The sequence below is a fragment of the Massilia sp. Root133 genome, from assembly GCF_001426525.1.
Taxonomy (GTDB): domain Bacteria; phylum Pseudomonadota; class Gammaproteobacteria; order Burkholderiales; family Burkholderiaceae_D; genus Telluria; species Telluria orientalis.
Genome location: NZ_LMEW01000032.1, coordinates 398,369 through 415,112 on the forward strand (window position 1 = coordinate 398,369; position 16,744 = coordinate 415,112).

The 16,744-nt window shown below is 66.1% G+C and carries 21 protein-coding genes and 1 pseudogene; 11 read left to right on the plus strand and 11 right to left on the minus strand.

What is annotated here, in order from left to right; genetic code table 11:
• From ASD28_RS22330 to ASD28_RS22345, 4 genes are all read left to right on the plus strand, one after another.
• Positions 1–966, plus strand: a complete 966-nt coding sequence (locus ASD28_RS22330) for a TerC family protein (protein ID WP_056133623.1) — start codon at positions 1–3, stop codon at positions 964–966.
• 23 nt (positions 967–989) lie between these two features.
• Positions 990–1,388: a TerB family tellurite resistance protein gene (locus tag ASD28_RS22335; RefSeq protein ID WP_056133488.1), complete on the plus strand. Its 399-nt coding sequence runs from the start codon at positions 990–992 to the stop codon at positions 1,386–1,388.
• Between the two features lie 77 nt (positions 1,389–1,465).
• Entirely contained in the window at positions 1,466–2,047 is a 582-nt protein-coding gene (locus tag ASD28_RS22340) for a DUF6058 family natural product biosynthesis protein (RefSeq protein WP_056133492.1), read from the plus strand.
• Between the two features lie 88 nt (positions 2,048–2,135).
• Positions 2,136–2,600, plus strand: coding sequence for a carboxymuconolactone decarboxylase family protein (locus ASD28_RS22345; protein ID WP_056133496.1), 465 nt, complete (start codon positions 2,136–2,138; stop codon positions 2,598–2,600).
• On the opposite strand, the gene ASD28_RS22350 is transcribed toward ASD28_RS22345, so the two are convergent.
• Entirely contained in the window at positions 2,601–2,966 is a 366-nt protein-coding gene (locus tag ASD28_RS22350; protein WP_056133499.1) for a VOC family protein, read from the minus strand.
• A 71-nt stretch (positions 2,967–3,037) separates the two neighbouring features.
• Positions 3,038–3,895, minus strand: coding sequence for a hypothetical protein (locus ASD28_RS22355; protein WP_056133502.1), 858 nt, complete (start codon positions 3,893–3,895; stop codon positions 3,038–3,040).
• Between the two features lie 100 nt (positions 3,896–3,995).
• On the opposite strand from ASD28_RS22355, the gene ASD28_RS22360 reads away from it, so the two are divergent.
• The 3 genes from ASD28_RS22360 to ASD28_RS22370 all read left to right on the plus strand — a co-directional run bounded on the left by ASD28_RS22360 (position 3,996) and on the right by ASD28_RS22370 (position 5,215).
• Entirely contained in the window at positions 3,996–4,322 is a 327-nt protein-coding gene (locus tag ASD28_RS22360; RefSeq protein WP_056133505.1) for a hypothetical protein, read from the plus strand.
• Positions 4,323–4,404: 82 nt separating this feature from the next.
• A complete protein-coding gene (locus ASD28_RS22365) occupies positions 4,405–4,872 on the plus strand; it encodes an SRPBCC family protein (RefSeq protein ID WP_056133508.1) in 468 nt (155 codons plus the stop codon).
• Positions 4,859–5,215, plus strand: a complete 357-nt coding sequence (locus tag ASD28_RS22370) for a helix-turn-helix transcriptional regulator (protein WP_056133511.1) — start codon at positions 4,859–4,861, stop codon at positions 5,213–5,215. Before ASD28_RS22365 ends, ASD28_RS22370 begins: the two co-directional genes overlap by 14 nt.
• A gap of 384 nt (positions 5,216–5,599) precedes the next feature.
• Here ASD28_RS22370 and ASD28_RS22375 read toward each other — a convergent pair whose 3' ends face one another.
• From ASD28_RS22375 to ASD28_RS22390, 5 genes are all read right to left on the minus strand, one after another.
• Positions 5,600–5,854: a hypothetical protein gene (locus tag ASD28_RS22375; RefSeq protein ID WP_056133514.1), complete on the minus strand. Its 255-nt coding sequence runs from the start codon at positions 5,852–5,854 to the stop codon at positions 5,600–5,602.
• A gap of 210 nt (positions 5,855–6,064) precedes the next feature.
• On the minus strand, positions 6,065–6,967 hold the full coding sequence (locus ASD28_RS32010) for a hypothetical protein (protein ID WP_156403666.1): 903 nt from the start codon (positions 6,965–6,967) through the stop codon (positions 6,065–6,067).
• A gap of 325 nt (positions 6,968–7,292) precedes the next feature.
• On the minus strand, positions 7,293–8,186 hold the full coding sequence (locus ASD28_RS22380; protein WP_056133517.1) for an arginase family protein: 894 nt from the start codon (positions 8,184–8,186) through the stop codon (positions 7,293–7,295).
• Positions 8,183–8,944 carry a helix-turn-helix domain-containing protein gene (locus tag ASD28_RS22385; RefSeq protein ID WP_056133520.1) on the minus strand — a complete coding sequence of 254 codons (762 nt, stop codon included), beginning with the start codon at positions 8,942–8,944 and terminating at the stop codon, positions 8,183–8,185. The genes ASD28_RS22380 and ASD28_RS22385 overlap by 4 nt, the downstream gene beginning before the upstream one ends.
• A gap of 7 nt (positions 8,945–8,951) precedes the next feature.
• Positions 8,952–9,389, minus strand: a complete 438-nt coding sequence (locus ASD28_RS22390; RefSeq protein ID WP_056133523.1) for a hypothetical protein — start codon at positions 9,387–9,389, stop codon at positions 8,952–8,954.
• Between the two features lie 170 nt (positions 9,390–9,559).
• Between ASD28_RS22390 and ASD28_RS22395 the strand changes: the two genes are divergently transcribed.
• The gene (locus ASD28_RS22395; RefSeq protein ID WP_056133527.1) at positions 9,560–10,141 is read left to right on the plus strand and encodes a hypothetical protein; all 582 of its coding nucleotides are present in this window, start codon (positions 9,560–9,562) and stop codon (positions 10,139–10,141) included.
• A 2-nt stretch (positions 10,142–10,143) separates the two neighbouring features.
• Here ASD28_RS22395 and ASD28_RS22400 read toward each other — a convergent pair whose 3' ends face one another.
• Entirely contained in the window at positions 10,144–10,734 is a 591-nt protein-coding gene (locus ASD28_RS22400) for a protein-S-isoprenylcysteine O-methyltransferase (RefSeq protein WP_056133529.1), read from the minus strand.
• A gap of 137 nt (positions 10,735–10,871) precedes the next feature.
• Between ASD28_RS22400 and ASD28_RS22405 the strand changes: the two genes are divergently transcribed.
• A complete protein-coding gene (locus tag ASD28_RS22405; RefSeq protein WP_056133531.1) occupies positions 10,872–11,225 on the plus strand; it encodes a translation initiation factor Sui1 in 354 nt (117 codons plus the stop codon).
• On the opposite strand, the gene ASD28_RS22410 is transcribed toward ASD28_RS22405, so the two are convergent.
• The 3 genes from ASD28_RS22410 to ASD28_RS32530 all read right to left on the minus strand — a co-directional run bounded on the left by ASD28_RS22410 (position 11,226) and on the right by ASD28_RS32530 (position 15,018).
• Positions 11,226–13,610, minus strand: a complete 2,385-nt coding sequence (locus ASD28_RS22410) for a DNA polymerase II (protein WP_229411941.1) — start codon at positions 13,608–13,610, stop codon at positions 11,226–11,228.
• Complete coding sequence (locus ASD28_RS22415; protein ID WP_056133537.1) at positions 13,603–14,400, minus strand: ferritin-like domain-containing protein; 798 nt, start codon at positions 14,398–14,400, stop codon at positions 13,603–13,605. Before ASD28_RS22415 ends, ASD28_RS22410 begins: the two co-directional genes overlap by 8 nt.
• Before the next feature lie 63 nt (positions 14,401–14,463).
• Positions 14,464–15,018, minus strand: coding sequence for a hypothetical protein (locus ASD28_RS32530; RefSeq protein WP_056133540.1), 555 nt, complete (start codon positions 15,016–15,018; stop codon positions 14,464–14,466).
• Between the two features lie 274 nt (positions 15,019–15,292).
• On the opposite strand from ASD28_RS32530, the gene ASD28_RS22425 reads away from it, so the two are divergent.
• A complete protein-coding gene (locus ASD28_RS22425) occupies positions 15,293–16,297 on the plus strand; it encodes a glycosyl hydrolase 53 family protein (protein ID WP_056133543.1) in 1,005 nt (334 codons plus the stop codon).
• Positions 16,298–16,326: 29 nt separating this feature from the next.
• Positions 16,327–16,744: pseudogene (locus ASD28_RS22430) on the plus strand (sodium transporter); the annotation flags it as partial.

A 16,744-nucleotide genomic window follows, 5' to 3' on the forward strand; every position in this document is an offset into this window, starting at 1 on the left:
ATGAACGGAATCGAGACTATTGCGAGCGGCCCGATGTGGGCCGGCTTCGTCGGGTTCGTGCTGGTGATGCTCGCGCTCGACTTGTTCGTGTTCGGCGGCAACAAAGCACATAAGGTGGGCGTGAAGGAAGCGGGGCTGTGGTCGATCGCGTGGGTCAGCATGGCGCTGCTGTTCAACGGCGGCCTCTGGTGGTACCTGAAGACGACGGTCGGCGCCGACGTGGCCGACCAGAAGGCGCTCGAATTCCTGTCCGGCTACCTCATCGAAAAGGCGCTCTCGGTCGACAACATCTTCGTGTTCCTGATGATCTTCACCGCCTTCCAGGTACCCCAGCAATACCAGCGCCGGGTGCTCGTCTACGGCGTCCTCGGCGCCATCGTCATGCGCGCCGTCATGATCGGCGCCGGCGCGTGGGTCGTGAGCGAATTCAGCTGGGTGCTGTACGTCTTCGGCGCCTTCCTGCTGCTCACGGGCATGCGCATGCTGGTCGCGGCCGACAAGGAACCGGACGTCAAGCAGAGTCCCGTGATGCGCTTCGCCCGCAAGCACCTGCGCGTGGCGGAAGGCGACCATGGCGAGAAATTCTTCGTGGCCGCAAACGGGATCCGCTACGTGACGCCGCTGTTCCTCGTGCTGCTGCTGATCGAAGCGACGGACCTGATCTTCGCGGTGGACTCGATCCCGGCGATCTTCGCCATCACGACGGACCCGTTCATCGTCTTCACGTCGAACCTGTTCGCGATCCTGGGCTTGCGTGCCCTGTACTTCCTGCTGGTCGACATGGCCGACCGTTTCCACCTGCTGAAGTACGGCCTGGCGATGGTCCTGACCTTCATCGGCACAAAGATGCTGATCATGCCCTGGTATCACATGCCGGTGCAGGCGTCGCTGACCGTCGTCGCCGTGCTCATTGCCGGCAGCTGTATCGCCAGCCTGTACGTCGCGCGCAAGCACGACGCCAACTAACGTCTTTTACTGGAGAACCTGACATGCGCTCATACCCCAAGAACAGTCCCCGCGCCGCCGGCCGCCTGCTGGCCCTGACGATGATCGTCGACGGCAACGTCGCCCTCAGCGAACTGAAGGCAGTCTACCGTTCGCGGATCCTGGAGCACATCGCGCTGGACGACGACGAGTTCGACGCCGTCCTGCACGAGTTGTGCAACGACCTGCTCGCGACGGCGCACCACGGCAACGTGCACGTCGACACGGCGACGATCGACGCCTTCCTCGACGACGTCGACGCGCCCGAACTGCGCCGCAACCTGCTGGGCGCCATGTGGCGCCTCGCCGATGCCGACGGCTGGCTGGCGGACGCGGAAGCCATCGTGCTGAACCGGGCCGCGATCCGCTGGGGCGCCGAATCGGGTTTCGTCACGGCGCACTGACCCGAGGCTTGCCCATGCTGGCGGATGCTTCGGCCGCGGCCGAATCGTCGCGGACTGGCTCCCGCTAGCATGGGTGTATGGAACTCATCGACTACCTGCACACCCATTTCCTCACCCGCGGGCAGTTGCTCGCGGCCTGCGCCACGGACGGTGCGCATCTCGACGCCGTCACGGCCGCCGGCGCGATGCCGGCACCGTCGTACCGGCTGCACGTCAGGATCGATTGCGCGTCGTACTTCGGCGACCACACGGAAACGCACACGCAAGACTGGTTTGCGAAAGGCTATGTCGAGTGGCTGCGCATGCTGCTGGATGGATCCCAGGATCCGTACACGCTGTTCGCGGCGCGCTACCGGGCGGCGCTGGCCGCCCTGCCCCTGTTCGACATGGACGCGACGGACGCGCACCTGCGCAGCGAATGGCAGCATTTCATCGCCGGCACCTACGGCTTGTGCACGCGCTCCGGCCTGCCCGAGGACATCGCGGCGAAGGAGCTGGCGATCCACGTCATCCGCATGCTGACCGATGACGGCCGTGTGCTCGACGCGGATGAGCGGGAACGGCTGGCCAGGGCACGCGACCTGCTGGACCGCGCGAGCAGCCCGTTCGCCCCGCACGAACGAGCCCGCAGCTCGCGCGCGCGATACGGTTTGAAATAATTCGCGGGACCTGTCACAAAGCCGGGAGCCGTTCCGTCTAATGGTTAGAAGGCTGCATTCCGCAGCCCCGCCAACGAAAGGAACCATCATGTCGCACGCTGCCCGCATCAACCTGTTCACCCTGGCCCCGTCCGCGCTGAAGGCCATGGTCAACCTGTCCCAGACCGTCAAGCAGGGCGCGCTGGGCCCGCGCCTCGTGGAACTCGTCAACCTGCGCGTCTCGCAACAGAACGGCTGCGGCGTGTGCGTCGACATGCACTGGCGCGACCTGATCAAGCAGGGCGCCGACCCGCGCCACCTGAACAGCGTGGCCGCCTGGCGCGAATCGCCGTTCTTCAGCGAGCGCGAACGGGCCGCGCTGGCCTGGGCCGACGCCGTCAATGCCCTGCCCCACCGCGACGACACGGACGCCGCCTGGCCCGCCTTGCGCGAGCATTTCAGCGAGGGCGAGATCGCGGAACTGGGCTATACGATCGCCGTCATCCGGGGCTGGAACGCGATCAACCTGTCGCTGCGCAACCCGATCCCGGTCGAGCCGCCGGCCGGCATGTAATCAGCGCACGGCGGCGGGGTCGAACAGCGGGTTCTCGATGAGCCCGAGGATGTTGCCGAACGGGTCCTGCAGTTCCGCCACCTTGATGCCCTCGCCCACCTCCTGGATCGCCGCGTGGACGGTGGCGCCGAGGCCGACGATGCGCTCGACCTCGGCCGCGATGTCGTCCACGCCCCAGAACGTCGTCGACCCCGTCGTGCCCGGCGTGCCGTCCGGAACGAGTCCCAACTCGAACCCGCCGACGGCAAAACCAACGTAGAACGGCCGGTCGAAATAGGGCTGGACGCCGAACACGTCGGCGAACCAGGCTTTGGCGCGGCCGAGGTCGGCCGCGGGATAGGTCACGGTGCGCAATCCTTTGATCATGGTGTCTCCTGTCGTAAAGGCGCCATGATGCCCGATTCGCGCGGCCGTGGATTGGAAAAATGGAAAGCGGATCAGAGCAAGGCGTCGATCTGCGGCGTGATCTGCGCCTGCAGCCCGACGAGATCGACCGTCGTGCCCTGCCCGTGTGCGACAGCCGTGTAGACGCCGTCGCCATTCCCGTCGTGGAAGACCTCGTAGTAGGCGTGATTGCCGCGGGTGATCGTCTCCACGACATAGCCCGCGGCCGCCTGCGCGTACGTGACGGTGGAGCCCAGGTGGACATCGACCGCCGTGCCGTCCGGCTTGACTGCCTGGGCCGCCGTCACCGTGGCGCCGTCGAACGTGAAGCGCATGCGTTCGTACGGCTCGACGTCCAGCGCCGTCGCCGCCGTCCCCACCGGCACCACGGTCAGCGTTTCCGCCGCGAGCTTGTACGTCGTGCCGTCCGTCGTCGTGTACGTCAGCGTCTCCAGCGTATTGCCCCGGATCGCCGTTTCCGTGACGGCGCTGCCGTCGACCGTGAACACGCTCGCCGCCAGGTCGCCGACGGCCACGTCGTGGGTCCATCCCGACGTGCCGAACGTCTGGGTCATGCCCGTCACGGCCCCATTGGCCACCGTGAAACCGTAGGTCGGCGTGTTGGCGGCGGTCGTGTCGAAGCTGCGCACTTCCTGCGTCAGGTGATACAGGCCGGCGTCGCTCGCATCCACGGTCCAGGTCAGCATCGCCGTGGCCGTGCCGCGGGTCAGCGTCTCCGTGACCGTGCCCGTGCCGACGGCGAACGTCGCGTCGGCGGGCAGGCTGGCCGCGATGGTCCGGCTGCCGATCACATGTTCAAGGCCGGTGACCTGGCCGTCGGTGATCGTGAACCTGACGTCGGCGGTTGCCAGTTCGTCGGCCAGGCGGCCGACCGGGGAATGGTCGCGCATAGAGGTGTCCTTTCGTGTCCGGGATGGTGCGAAAAGGATAAGGCGCTCGTCTGTAAAATGGCGTTAAGACCGCTCCTCACAAGTGTTACGAGATATTGCGATGCCCACCCAACACCCCGTCACGCCCGACGGCCGCTATTTCGTCGTCGCGGGCCGCCTCTGGCGCATGAGCAATCCGGACCTCGATCCGGCCACGCGGCAGGCGCTCGTCGACCGCCTGATGCGCGCGCGGCGCGCCGTCGGCGCCGCGAAGAAGGCGGGAGACGCGCAGGCGGAGCGGCGGGCGCGCGATGACGTCGACGCGGCGAAGCACGCCCTCGGCGAGCGCGGCCCCGCGTGGTGGACGGACGGCGCGCCCGACTACAACCGCCGGCTCGTCGAGAACACGCCGTACGCGGACTGGTACGCCGCGCTTCATCTTCCGTGAGTTGCATATTCGCGCTTGCTGTCCTACACTGCTCAATGCGCAACCGTTTGGTTGCATCTTAAGCGCAACAAGGAGAGCCATCATGGAGCACGCATCGGATACCGACCGGATCGAACGCAGCATCGTCATCGACGCGCCGCGCGCGACAGTGTGGAACGCGCTGGCCGACGCCGACGCCTTCGGCCGGTGGTTCGGCGCCGACCTGAAGGGCCGGACGTTCGCACCGGGCCAGCGTGCACGCGGGAACATCACCTACCCGGGCTACGAACATCTCCATTTCGACGTGGTCATCGACCGCATGCAGCCGCTCGAACTGCTGTCCTTCCGCTGGCATCCCTACGCCGTCGATCCCGCCGTCGACTACAGCGAAGAACAGCCGACACTCGTGACGTTCACGCTCGCCGACGCCGGAACCAACCGTACTTTGCTGACGATCGTCGAATCGGGATTCGACAACGTCCCGCCGCACCGGCGGCTCGAGGCATTCCGCATGAACGGCGCCGGCTGGGATGCGCAGCTGACGAACATCGTCCGCCATGTCGCGGCCTGACGCCGCACTCCGCGACCTGGTCGATGCCGGTCCGGCGCTGGCGAACGTGTTCGCGGCGCTGGGAGACGCCACTCGCTTGACGTTGGTTGCGGCGCTCTGCGCTGGCGGGGCCCTCTCGATCGCGCAGCTGACCGCCAACACGCACATCAGCCGGCAGGGTGTGACCAAGCATATGCAGGTCCTCGCCCAGGCCGGCATCGTCCACGACGTCAAGGTCGGACGCGAGCGCAGGTGGACGCTGGACACCGCGCAGCTGGACGCCGCCCGGCGCACGCTGGAAGTCATCGGGCGTGAGTGGGACGTCGCCCTGGCGCGGCTCAAGGCGTTCGTCGAATCGGGGTGACCTGGCAGGCGTTATCCGCGGTGATACCCGTATTCCTGGGTATGCCCGCGGTAGCCGTGGGAAGCGGCGCGGACGTCCTGCACGTGGGTGTAGCTTTCCTCGTGGAGCTTCCCCAGGATGCCGGCGAAGCCGTGGAACACTTCCCGAATATTCCCGCGCTATCCCGGTCTCGAGCACGAACAGGATCCCCGTTAGGGTCGTGCGATCGTTGATACGTGGCCGTTCGCCCTTCGGCGATCTGCTGTGAGTCGGGAGATGACCTGCTGCGAGCGAACAAAGGTCTTCAGGAGAAGTGCTCGGGCCATGGCATCAGTCCGTCTGGGAACACGGCCGCGATCTTCGCTGCCGAACTACGGCCGTTTAAGTCCGCTATCGACCCAAAGCTTAGTGACCGTATTTCGCCAAGAACTCGTCAACCTCCTCGTCCAAAGCTGCCCAGTTAGGACAACGCGCCTCATACATGCTGACAAGTCCAAGTAGTTCTACCAAGCTTTCGGCCTGAAAACGCAAGCCGTCTTTCTCGGCGTACCAGCCCTCATTTCCGGGTGCGGTAACGATGTAAGCCTTCTGGCTGAGGACGAGGTAGGCCGGGACTTCCACGTTCCCAGCCGCGCAGAGGAAAGGTAAGGCTTGAGTCATACAGATACTCCAATGAGTCCGAGGTCGGGTTGTTCTGAAGGCCGCTTATGTCTGCTTCTGGCCGAACCCGGCCGTTCGGCTCAGCATAGCAAGTTGCCGAGCTGGAGGACTCGCGGATAGTCACGACCGGCAGCAACCGACCCGTTGCAGATGTTCCCCGCTTGCATCATTTGGCACCGTATAGATGTTGCTGAAGCTCGATGACGAAATTCATCCAGTAGCCAGTTTCCTTTCTAAATCTACCAAAAACGCGCGCACTTTGGTATCGTCTATTTCGTTATATAACCGTTCGCAATCTTGCTCCTTGAAGGTGCCTCCGTATGCGTGTAAAGTGGATATAACGTCGAGCGGCTCTCGAGCCGATTGAGCTTTCTGCGCTATATCATTTTGAAAAGACGCCAGCGCCGTCCGGCCGATAGCATTACTCGACGTCGATAAGGCTTCGAACAGAGATGAAGTATACGCCACGTACTTATGATAGTTCTTGTTCGGTTCGGCTCCGCCGAAAATTTCGTCGGGATCATTAAAGAATTCGAAACCGTGCCCCACTAGACTTCCGAATGCTTCAGGCTTTTCCAAGTCGCCATGCACATGAGCAAAACTATCGCCGAGTGCGTGTATCAAAAATCCGGTCTCCCAATCGCGCGTTCGACTAGCAGAGGATACCTTGACAAGTTGATGAAGAATTGAGCGACGACGCGCCACTGCGGCGTAATCCCCTCCATGCAACGAGTGCAGAGTGTCCATAATTCGTCTACGATAGTCCCACGATATTACCCCCCACACCGCTACGGGAACCGCATTATAACGCTTGATCTCGTCCGGAGCCTGTGAATAGCAAGCAAGCTCAATGGCCCTGTTCTCCAGGCCCGCTATTGCGGCAATATAAGCAACGGTGTGGAAATGTCCATCCTTTTTAAATGCATCAATATCGCCACTAAGGCTCGGTTCATTTTTCTCGGCTAATTTCGTATAGAGGCCGATTGTCGTGGATGAAACTGGAGACGCAAAAGGTGTGCCAGAATACATAGCACATCCGGTCAGGCCAATGCTCACAGAAGAGAAAACAAAATATCCTAAAAACCGTTTGAGGATTTCGATTGTCCTGGTCATAAATGGCTCGCTTAATTAGTTGATTCTGCATCACCCATGCCTCTGCATCGCGCATGATCGGGATAAATCTACGGTTTGGAATTCCTACCTTGACCTGAATGCGCTCTCGACAGCTTTTCATCAACCAGCGCACGTGTCGCGGTTCAGTTATGCGTGCCTTGTCCGGTAAAGCCGACGCAAATTGCGCCGTTGGCTCCACACTTTGCCCCATCCCTTTGGGTCCGCTCCTGGTCGACAGCGGATGGTCAGCACGGCTCAGTGTACCCGGCTGTTGCCTGTAGAACAACTAGGCGGTTTTGTTAGGCGCGCCAACTCCGGCGTCGGGTCAGCGCTCGAACGGCAGCCTGCCCAGCAGGCCGACGAGCGTGCGGGCATGGCGCCCGTCCGGATCGAGGTCGGGATCGAACACGGTGACGGTCATGCCGATGCAGCGTGGGTCGCACACGAGGCCGGACAGGATCGCCACGAGATCGTCCGGCGCGATGCCCGGCGCGCCCGGGCTGTCGACCGCGGGCATCACGGCTTCGTCGAGGACGTCGACGTCCAGGTGGATCCAGAAGCGCTTGTCCAGCCGTTGCCGCGCGCGTTCCAGCACCGCGCGCGGCCCGATCTCGTTCGCCGTGAACACGTCGATGTGTTCGAAGTCGGTGTCGTTCACGTCCGCCCAGGCAAAGTCGGGACGCCGCCCGTCCCGCTCGCCGATCTGGACGACGTCGCGATCCTGCACCAGAGGCGTCTCCACGCCGGGCCAGTCGGTCATCAGCGCCTCGCCGCGGCCCGTGGCGAGCGCGAGGTCCATGCCCGCGACGGCACCCGGCATGCTGTCCGGGTCGTAGTTGCCCGGGTGGCGGAAATCGCTGTGGCCATCCACGTGGACGAGCGCCAGCGGCCCGCGGCGCCGCGCGCCCGCCAGCGCCCCCAGCAGGATCGAGCAGTCGCCGCCGACGACGAACGCGAATTCGCCGCGCGCACCGGCCGCCGCCACGTGGTCGGCCAGCGCCAGGTTGAAGTCGCGCATCGCGAGGCCGTTGCGCAGCCGCGTGCCGGGATCGGGCCCGGGCTTCCAGGGCGGCCGCGGCATGACGACGGGAACGCCGGCACCCACGGCGTCCAGCAGGCCGGCCTCGAACAACGCGGCGGGTGCGCGCCATGTGCCGGGTTCATGGCCGGGGCGCAGGGGGCGGAGTCCGAGATTCGATGGGGCGGCGATGACGATCATGGCGCGGTTTGCAGGAAGGATTCCGGGGTGGCGTCCGCGAACTGGCGGAATGCGTGGATGAGATGCGACTGGTCGTAGTAGCCGCAATCGCCCGCGAGGCGCGCCCAGTCGACGCCGGCGTCCCGGCCGCGCAGCGCCGCGTGCGCGCGGCGGAAGCGGCACACCATCGCGAAGGTCTTCGCATTCAGGCCCACGCGCTCGCGGAACAGCGTGGCGAGGTGCTGACGCGTGACGCCCAGGCCATCCGCCAGCGTGTCGATACGCACGGCCCCGCCGCTCGCCTCGAGCCGCAGGACGGCAGCCCGCGCGAGTGCGTCCGCCCGTGCCGGCCCGCGCGTGCGCAGGCGCGCAAGCAAGGCCTGTTCGATGACGGCAAGCCGCTGTGCCGTCGTGCGCTCGCGCTCCCACAATCCGGCCGCCAGCGCTTCCGCCTCTGCGCGCGGCCACAGGTCGGCCAGGGCCGGATGCCCGTCCTGCAATTCGGACAGCGGGACGTCGACGAAGGCACGCACGGCGCCGGGCAGGAAGCGCACTGCCACCGTCAGCACCGGAGCACGCATCTCGACATGGTGCGGACGCGACATCATGCCCGCCACCTTGCCGAGCGGCGAGGCATCTTGCCACAGGATGTCGACGCAATTGTCGGGCAACACGCGCGTGCGGACGGGCGCACCGTCCGGGACGGCGTGGCTCGTCCACAGGCAGGCCACATTGCCTGCCAGCGCGGGATGCGGCGGAAATTCGCGGTACAGGTGCATGGTCGCGTCAGTATAGCCCGCGCCGCGCCGTGGCTTTCACGCCGAGCGCGAAACCGATGCCCGCCAGGCCCCACAGGAGAGCGGCGACGACCTCGAACGTGTTGCGCAGTTCCGGATGCGTCATGGCCAGCGGCGGCAGGAGCAGCGCGCGCACGAGGCAGATCGCGGCCATCACGGCCAGGCCCGTACGCAGCAGCGGCGGGCGGCGCACCGCGCCCAGCGCCGCGCAGGCATACCAGGCGCACGTCGCCATCAGCAGCGCGATGACGAACGCCCCCGCGGGCGCAGGCCACGTGCCGGCGCGCGCGGAGTCGACCACGCCGGGCGGCGCGCCGAAGTATGCGTACCAGGCCGGACCGGCCGGAATGGCCGCCAGGTGGATGAAGGCCCCGACGGCCGCGATGGCGGCCGCAAGCTGGATCCATGGCCTGGATGATGTCGTCATGCACGTCTCCCGATGTCGAACCGTGATGGTGCCATGGCCGCCGCCGCCAAAGTGCGCGCATTCTCACCCCGTCCCTATCAGAATCGACAGGAAGGCCGGGCTGGCGGGTTCCGTATTGACGCCTATACTGACTTGATTCGTCTTCAGCCACCGACCTTGGGAGACACAGCATGAACGCAGCCCGCCGCACCTGCCTTGCCTTCGCCCTCGCCGCCGCCAGCGCGGCCCCCTACGCCGCCGGACCCGGCCCGGACAACGACATGGACGCCGCCACCGCACTGAGCGACACCAACAGCCGCGCCATGCGCGGCCGCGAAATCGTTCCGCCCGGCGTCATCCTGAACCTGAAGGGCAAGCAGAGGAACCTCGTGTGGCAGGGCAGTTACATCGTCAACACGTCGGGCTGCATCGACTGCCACACGCATCCGACGTATTCGCCCGGCGGCGATCCGTTCCAGGGCCAGCCCGAGCGCGTGAATGCCGAGCAATACATGTCGGGCGGGCGCCAGTTCGGCCCCTTCACGGCGCCGAACCTCACGCCGGACAACGCGGGCCGCCCGGCCGGCCTCACGCGCGAGGAATTCGTGCGGACGCTGCGCACGGGCCACAATCCGCACGACCCGGCCGGCGAGATCCTGCAGGTGATGCCGTGGCCGGCCGTCGGCAAGATGACGACGCGGGACCTGTACGCGATCTACGAATACCTGCGCGCGATCCCGTCGTTGCCGGACAACCCGAATCCGGGGCCCTGACCCTATTGCCTGATGGACGGCAGCAGGCGCTTCGTACGCGCCTTGTAGTCGGCATAGGCTTGTCCGAAATGCTCGAGCATCATGTCTTCCTCGTGCTCGATGCGCGAGGCATACAGGATGCTGAATGCCAGCAGGAACGCCGGTCCCACGACGGCGTTCCCGATCAACAGCAGCTGCGCGGTGGCGATGAGGAACACGGCCGTGTACATCGGATGCCGTATGCGGCTGTAGATGCCTTCGGAGACCAGGTGGTGCGCTTCCTTGACCTCGAGCGTCGGCGAGAACTGCCGGCCCAGGTCGCGGTGCGATTTCCAGAACAGGAACACGCCCAGCACCCCAAGCGCGGCGCCGGGCCCGCCGACGGCAGGCCGTACCGCGTAGTCGGCGAAATCGAACCATGACGTGAACAGGTAAAGGAACGGCAGCGTCGTCGACCCCGTGAACACCAGCATGAGGCAGAACTTCTCGAACATCCCTTCGCGCGATTCGACGGCCTTGACCTTCCTGTTCCTGATGTCGAGCGGCGCGCGGATGGCGAAACAGACACAGAACATCGCGAGAAAGACAGCATCGAACGTGCCGGCATGATGCATGACCACCCCCTGTTGTTTTCATTGAACCCCGGGCCGGATAGTAACATCGTATTTACAGAAGTGCACGGCCGCGATGGGAGACGCCGGCCGCGATGGGCTGGTAAACTCATGGGAATAGCCATCACTCACGACACACCATGAAGCATTCGAACGGAGGCCTCGTCTATTCGACCGAGAGCGGCCGCATGTGCCCCGCCTGCCGGCAACCGGTGACCGCGTGCACCTGCAAGACCGGCACGGCACCGGTCGGCGACGGCAACGTGCGCGTCGCGCGCCAGACGAAGGGCCGGGGCGGCAAGGCGGTCACGCTCGTCAAGGGCCTGGCGCTCGATGCCGCCGCCCTCGCCGCGCTGGGAAAGGCGTTGCGCACCGCGTGCGGTTCCGGCGGGACCGTGAAGGATGGCGTGATCGAGGTCCAGGGCGACCACTGCGACCGCCTCATGGAAGAACTCACGAAGCTCGGCCACCGGCCGAAACGCGCCGGCGGTTGATCAGAACAGCGCGCCCTGCGGACTGGTGAGCCTCGTGAAACTGTCGTTCATAAACGGCAGGATGCCGTCCGCGATGGGCTCCAGCTGCTTCGTCAGGTAGTGTTCGTAGTCGATGGGCGTGCGGCTCGTGTCCAGCGTCTCCAGCGGTTCCGGTCCCGCCGTCGTCATCACGTAGCGGATCCAGCCGCCGTTGCGGTATTGCGCGGGCCGGCCCTGGCGCACGTGGAATTCGTCGGCCGCGCGCGCCGCGCGCACGTGCGGCGGCACGTTGCGTTCGTACTCCACCAGCGGGCGGCGCAGCCGCTTGCGGTACACGAGCTGCTCGTCCAGATCGCCCCGGAGGGTGCGCGCCACGTAGTCACGCACGTAGTCCTCGTACGGCTCGCCGCGGAACACGCGCCCGTACAACTCCTGCTGGAAGGCCTGCGCGAGCGGGGTCCAGTCCGTGCGCACCGTCTCCAGGCCCTTGAACACGAGGTCGTCGTTGCCGTCCTTGCGGCGCACGAGGCCCGCGTAGCGCTTCTTGCTGCCCTCTTCCGAGCCGCGCACGGTGGGCATCAGGAACCGGCGGAAATGGGTTTCGTATTCGAGTTCGAGCGCGCTGTCCAGGCGCAGTTCGTTGCGCAGGTGGTCGCGCCACCATGCGTTCACATGGTCGACGAGCGCGCGGCCGATGCGTGCCGCGGCGTCGTCCGCATGCGCGCGCCCGAGCCACACGAACGTGGAATCCGTGTCGCCGTAGATCACCTGGTAGCCCTGCGCCTCGATCAGTTCGCGCGTGCGGTGCATGATCTCGTGGCCGCGCATCGTGATCGACGACGCCAGGCGCGAGTCGAAGAAACGGCACGCCGTCGTGCCGAGCACCCCGTACATCGAGTTCATGATGATTTTTAAAGCCTGCGACAGCGGCGCGTTGCGTTCGCGCTTAGCCGCATCGCGGCCCTGCCACACGCGCGTGACGATGCCGGGCAGGCAGTGCTGCGTGCGCGAGAAGCGCGCGCCGCGGAAACCCGGCACCGTGTCCGCCTCCGGCTCCTCGAGGCCCGCGACGAGCCCCACCGGATCGATCAGGAACGTGCGGATGATCGACGGGTACAGGCTTTTATAGTCGAGCACGAGCACCGAGTCGTACAGCCCGGAGCGCGAATCCATCACGAACCCGCCGGGACTGTCCGCACCAGGCACGTCGCCGATGTTCGGCGCCACGCGGCCCAGCCGGTGCATCAGCGGGATGTACGCATGCTCGAACGCGGCGACGGAACCGCCGCTGCGATCGGCCGAGAGACCCGTCACGCTGGCGCGCTCCAGCAGGAAGGTCATCAGCTCCGATTTCGCGAAGATGCGCGTGACGAGCACGCAGTCCTGCAGGTTGTACGTCGCGAGCGCCGGCTTGTCCTCGGCGAACATGCGGTCGATCTCCGCCATGCGGTCGTACGGATTGTCGATCGCCTTGCCCTCGCCCAGCAGGCTTTGCGCCACGTGCTCCAGCGAGAACGACGGAAAGCTCCACGTGGCCCCGCGCAGCGCCTCGATGCCGTCGATGACGAGGCGCCCGGCGACGCCGGCGAAGTAATGCTCCTGCCGGCCGCCGTGTTCGCGCCACTCGATCGCGCTGCCGTCGCGGCCGAGGCGCAGCGGGCGTTGCATCTGCTGCGCATGCTGCTGCAGCACGCGCAGGTCGAACTGGACGAGGTTCCAGCCGATGATCGCGTCCGGGTCGTAGCGTTGGATCCAGTCCTCCAGCCGGTCGAGCAGGTCGCGCCGCGTGGCGACGACCTCGTAGTCGAAATCGAGCCCCGACGCATCGCCGTTGGCCGGGCCGAGCATCCAGACCTGGCGCTGGCCGCAGCCCTCCAGCGCGATCGAGCGCAGCTCGCCCTGCATCGTCGTCTCGATGTCGAGCGAGACGGTCGACAGCAGCGGGCGATAGTCCTGCGCCGGCGTCAGGCGCGCATCCACGAGGAGCCGCGCATCGTGCGGATCGGGCGTGCCCGTGAACGTGACGGGCGCCATGATGAAGCGCTCCATCAGGTAGCGCTCGGGCGGACGGATATCGGCTTCGTAGACGTCGATGCCGTGCTCGCGCAGGCGCTTTTCCAGGCGCAGCAGGTGGCGGTACTGCGTGCAGTACAGGCCCAGCACGGGACGGTGGCGGAAGTCGCACAGCGACAGCTCGCGCAGTTCCGCGCCCCGTTCACGTGCGAGCAGCAGCCGCGCCGTGTCGCCCTGCTCCGCGGGGATGAACGCGACGGCCGGCTGCGGCGCGAGACGCACGCGCCGTGGCCCATCCGGCGTCGCGAGCCAGAACTCGACCTCGACCCCGGCGTCCGTATCGCGCCAGTGGCGCGTCAGCAGGAAACCCTGCGTGTCCATGGCATCAGGCATGCGCGAGTCGGGCCAGCTCCGCCTCGGTGAAACCGGCCTGGCGGCGCGCTTCCACGTTGAAGGGGCCCTTCAGCACGGGCGCCTTGTACTGCACCGTCAGCGCATCGTAGGTGGCGACCGGTTCCAGGCCGCGCTGGGCGCAGAGATAAAAATACCAGCGGTTGCCGATTTCCACGTGACCCACCTCGTCGCGCAGCAGCACGTCGAGGATGCGCGCGGCCGCGTCGTCGCCGGCCTGCGCCAGCTTCGCGCGCAGCGGCGGGATCGCATCCAGGCCGCGCGCTTCCATCGTGCGCGGCACGAGGGCCATGCGCGCGAGGACGTCGCCGCTCGTCTTGGCGACCATCTCCCACAGGCTGTCGTGGCCGGGAAAATCGCCATAGGCCCAGCCGAGCGTGCGCAGATGCGCCGCCAGCAGCGTGAAATGATGGGCTTCCTCGGCCGCGACGCGCAGCCAGTCCGTGTAGTAGGCGTCCGGCATGCCCGGGAAGCGCCAGATCGCGTCCAGCGCGAGGTTGACGGCATTGAACTCGATGTGGGCCAGCGCGTGGACGAGCATTGCGCGGCCTTCATCCGTCGCCATCGAGCGGCGGCCGACGAGGCGCGGCGGCACGAGTTCCGGCCGCGCGGGACGGCCCGGAATGGCCGCGTCGCCCGCCTTCAGCACGGCGCCGCTGTCGAGCGGCACCGCCCCGGCGCGGCAAGCGTCGGCCAGCGCGGCCACGCCCGCCGTCTTGGCGGCGGCATCCATCTCGATCAGTAATTCCAGCGCGCGGTCGCGAAGCGCCATCGTGGTCCTCTGCGGCAAAAGGCAGCAGTTTACCATTCGGCGCCCCACGGCGCGCGACAGCCCTTACTGTTGCTGCTGCTGGACCGGCACCGTGCTGCCTTGCGGCGGCTGGTCGGACGCGCGGTTGTCCGACGGGTCCACGCGCGGCGGCGGCAGGCCGCCCGCCTGGCCGGCGCTCGGCGGCATCGCGTCGTCCTTGCCGTCGACGGTGCCCGTACCGGAGCCGGTCGCGCCCATGCTGGAGCTGCCGTAAGCAGTGCTGCCGGACGACTGGTCAGGCGTCGCCGGGGCCGTCGTCGTCGAGACGACGCGCTCCGTCACCTCGCCGCGCGGGGCCTGGGCCAGCAGCCGCGGCGCGTTCGTCATGTCGCGTTGATAGATCTGGCGCGCTTCCTTCAGGCAGGACGTACGGTGGGCGGACGATTTCTTCTTGCACGCCGTCTGCTGCTCGGCGTACGCCGCGTTGATTTCCTTCTTCAGCGTGGCCATGCGCTGGGCTTTGGTCTTGTCGCCCTGCGTCCACCGCGCCGGATCTTTTGCCGCCATCGCGGGCGAACCGGCCGCGCACAGCGCGCACGCCAGCGCGACGCCGCGCAGGATACATGTTGCTTTGCTCATCTCGACCTCCTGATTCCAATAAGGCGACGCCGACCGGCGTCAGCCGGAACCCCGCCCGGATCGACGGGTACGGGACCAGTATAGTGCGGGAGCCTGGATGACCTGCGTTCCTTTCCCCTTGTCAAATAAATACCGGATGTTTCAACAGAAACATTGCCGCCATACGAATATTTCATAGGTGACGCGAAAAATGGATAGGGTGCGCATGGCTTTTCCTGCCTAGAATCCCGGTTTGCTGCCAGCATGACAATAACGATAACGACTACGGAGACCGATGAAGCACGCCTTTTCCGCCCTTGCGACCTGTCTTGTGCTCGGCGCTCCCTGCGCGCACGCGGCCGACACGCACTTCGCCAAGGGCGCCGACGTCGGCTGGGTCAGCGAAATGGAAGCGGCCGGCCGGGTGTTCCGCAACCGCGACGGCAAGACCGGCGACCTGTACGCCATCCTGAAGGAACAGGGCATGGATGCCATCCGCGTGCGCGCGTGGGTGAACCCGCAGGACGGCTGGAACGGCACGGCGGACGTCGTCGCGAAAGCGAAGCGCGCCACGGCCGCCGGCCTGCGCGTCATGATCGATTTCCATTACAGCGATTCCTGGGCCGACCCGCAGCAGCAGACGAAACCGAAGGCCTGGGCCGGCTACACCGTGCCGCAACTGGCCGACGCCGTCGCGGCGCACACGCGGTCCGTGCTGACCGCCCTGCGCGACGCGGGCGTCACGCCCACCTGGGTCCAGGTCGGCAACGAGACCCGCACCGGCCTGCTGTGGCCCGAAGGCGACGCGACGAAGCACATGGACAACTACGCGCGCTTCGTCGACAGCGGCTACGGCGCCGTCAAGCAGGTGTTCCCGGACGCGATCGTGATCGTCCATGTCGACAACTGCCACGACAACGCCACGTTCCGCTGGAACTTCGACGGCCTGAAGGCGCACGGCGCGCGCTTCGACATGATCGGCGTGTCGTCGTACCCGACGACCGCAAAGAACCACACGTGGCAAAGCGCCACGGCCGCCTGCCTCGCCAACCTCAACGACATGGTGCACCGCTATGGCAAGCCGGTGATCCTTTCGGAGGTCGGCGTGCCCTGGGACCACCCGGACGGCAAGGCGGTCATCGCCGACCTGATCGCCAAGGCGCGCGCCGTCGATGGCGGCATGGCACGCGGCGTGTTTTATTGGGAGCCCGAGGCTTACGACTGGAAGGGCTATCCGATGGGCGCCTTTGACCGCGGCGGCAAGCCGACCGCGATCATGGACGCCTTCCTGGAGCGCTGAAACGCGCGAATCACAACCGAGACAAACCTATGAATCTGATTTCCCGCCTCGACACCATTGTCTTCCTGTTCTACTTCGTCGTCGTCGCCGGCTACGGCCTGTGGGTCTACCGCCGCAAAAAGAGCGCCAACACCTCCGCCTCGCACGACTACTTCCTGGCCGAAGGCTCGCTCACGTGGTGGGCCATCGGCGCCTCGCTGATCGCGTCCAACATCTCCGCCGAGCAGTTCATCGGCATGAGCGGTTCGGGCTTTCGCATCGGCATGGCCATCGCCGTGTACGAACTGATGGCCGCCGCCACGCTCGTCATCGTCGCCGTGTTCTTCATGCCGGTCTACCTGAAGAACCGCATCTACACGATGCCCCAGTTCCTCGAACAGCGCTACGGCAAGGCCGTCGCCACGACGATGGCGCTGTTCTGGCTCGGCCTGTACGTCGTCGTCAACC

Coding starts and splice junctions, on each gene's coding strand:
- ASD28_RS22330 (WP_056133623.1), top strand. CDS start 1: ATGAACGGAATCGAGACTATTGCGAGCGGCCCGATGTGGGCCGGCTTC.
- ASD28_RS22335 (WP_056133488.1), top strand. CDS start 990: ATGCGCTCATACCCCAAGAACAGTCCCCGCGCCGCCGGCCGCCTGCTG.
- ASD28_RS22340 (WP_056133492.1), top strand. CDS start 1,466: ATGGAACTCATCGACTACCTGCACACCCATTTCCTCACCCGCGGGCAG.
- ASD28_RS22345 (WP_056133496.1), top strand. CDS start 2,136: ATGTCGCACGCTGCCCGCATCAACCTGTTCACCCTGGCCCCGTCCGCG.
- ASD28_RS22350 (WP_056133499.1), bottom strand. CDS start 2,966: ATGATCAAAGGATTGCGCACCGTGACCTATCCCGCGGCCGACCTCGGC.
- ASD28_RS22355 (WP_056133502.1), bottom strand. CDS start 3,895: ATGCGCGACCATTCCCCGGTCGGCCGCCTGGCCGACGAACTGGCAACC.
- ASD28_RS22360 (WP_056133505.1), top strand. CDS start 3,996: ATGCCCACCCAACACCCCGTCACGCCCGACGGCCGCTATTTCGTCGTC.
- ASD28_RS22365 (WP_056133508.1), top strand. CDS start 4,405: ATGGAGCACGCATCGGATACCGACCGGATCGAACGCAGCATCGTCATC.
- ASD28_RS22370 (WP_056133511.1), top strand. CDS start 4,859: ATGTCGCGGCCTGACGCCGCACTCCGCGACCTGGTCGATGCCGGTCCG.
- ASD28_RS22375 (WP_056133514.1), bottom strand. CDS start 5,854: ATGACTCAAGCCTTACCTTTCCTCTGCGCGGCTGGGAACGTGGAAGTC.
- ASD28_RS32010 (WP_156403666.1), bottom strand. CDS start 6,967: ATGACCAGGACAATCGAAATCCTCAAACGGTTTTTAGGATATTTTGTT.
- ASD28_RS22380 (WP_056133517.1), bottom strand. CDS start 8,186: ATGATCGTCATCGCCGCCCCATCGAATCTCGGACTCCGCCCCCTGCGC.
- ASD28_RS22385 (WP_056133520.1), bottom strand. CDS start 8,944: ATGCACCTGTACCGCGAATTTCCGCCGCATCCCGCGCTGGCAGGCAAT.
- ASD28_RS22390 (WP_056133523.1), bottom strand. CDS start 9,389: ATGACGACATCATCCAGGCCATGGATCCAGCTTGCGGCCGCCATCGCG.
- ASD28_RS22395 (WP_056133527.1), top strand. CDS start 9,560: ATGAACGCAGCCCGCCGCACCTGCCTTGCCTTCGCCCTCGCCGCCGCC.
- ASD28_RS22400 (WP_056133529.1), bottom strand. CDS start 10,734: ATGCATCATGCCGGCACGTTCGATGCTGTCTTTCTCGCGATGTTCTGT.
- ASD28_RS22405 (WP_056133531.1), top strand. CDS start 10,872: ATGAAGCATTCGAACGGAGGCCTCGTCTATTCGACCGAGAGCGGCCGC.
- ASD28_RS22410 (WP_229411941.1), bottom strand. CDS start 13,610: ATGCCTGATGCCATGGACACGCAGGGTTTCCTGCTGACGCGCCACTGG.
- ASD28_RS22415 (WP_056133537.1), bottom strand. CDS start 14,400: ATGGCGCTTCGCGACCGCGCGCTGGAATTACTGATCGAGATGGATGCC.
- ASD28_RS32530 (WP_056133540.1), bottom strand. CDS start 15,018: ATGAGCAAAGCAACATGTATCCTGCGCGGCGTCGCGCTGGCGTGCGCG.
- ASD28_RS22425 (WP_056133543.1), top strand. CDS start 15,293: ATGAAGCACGCCTTTTCCGCCCTTGCGACCTGTCTTGTGCTCGGCGCT.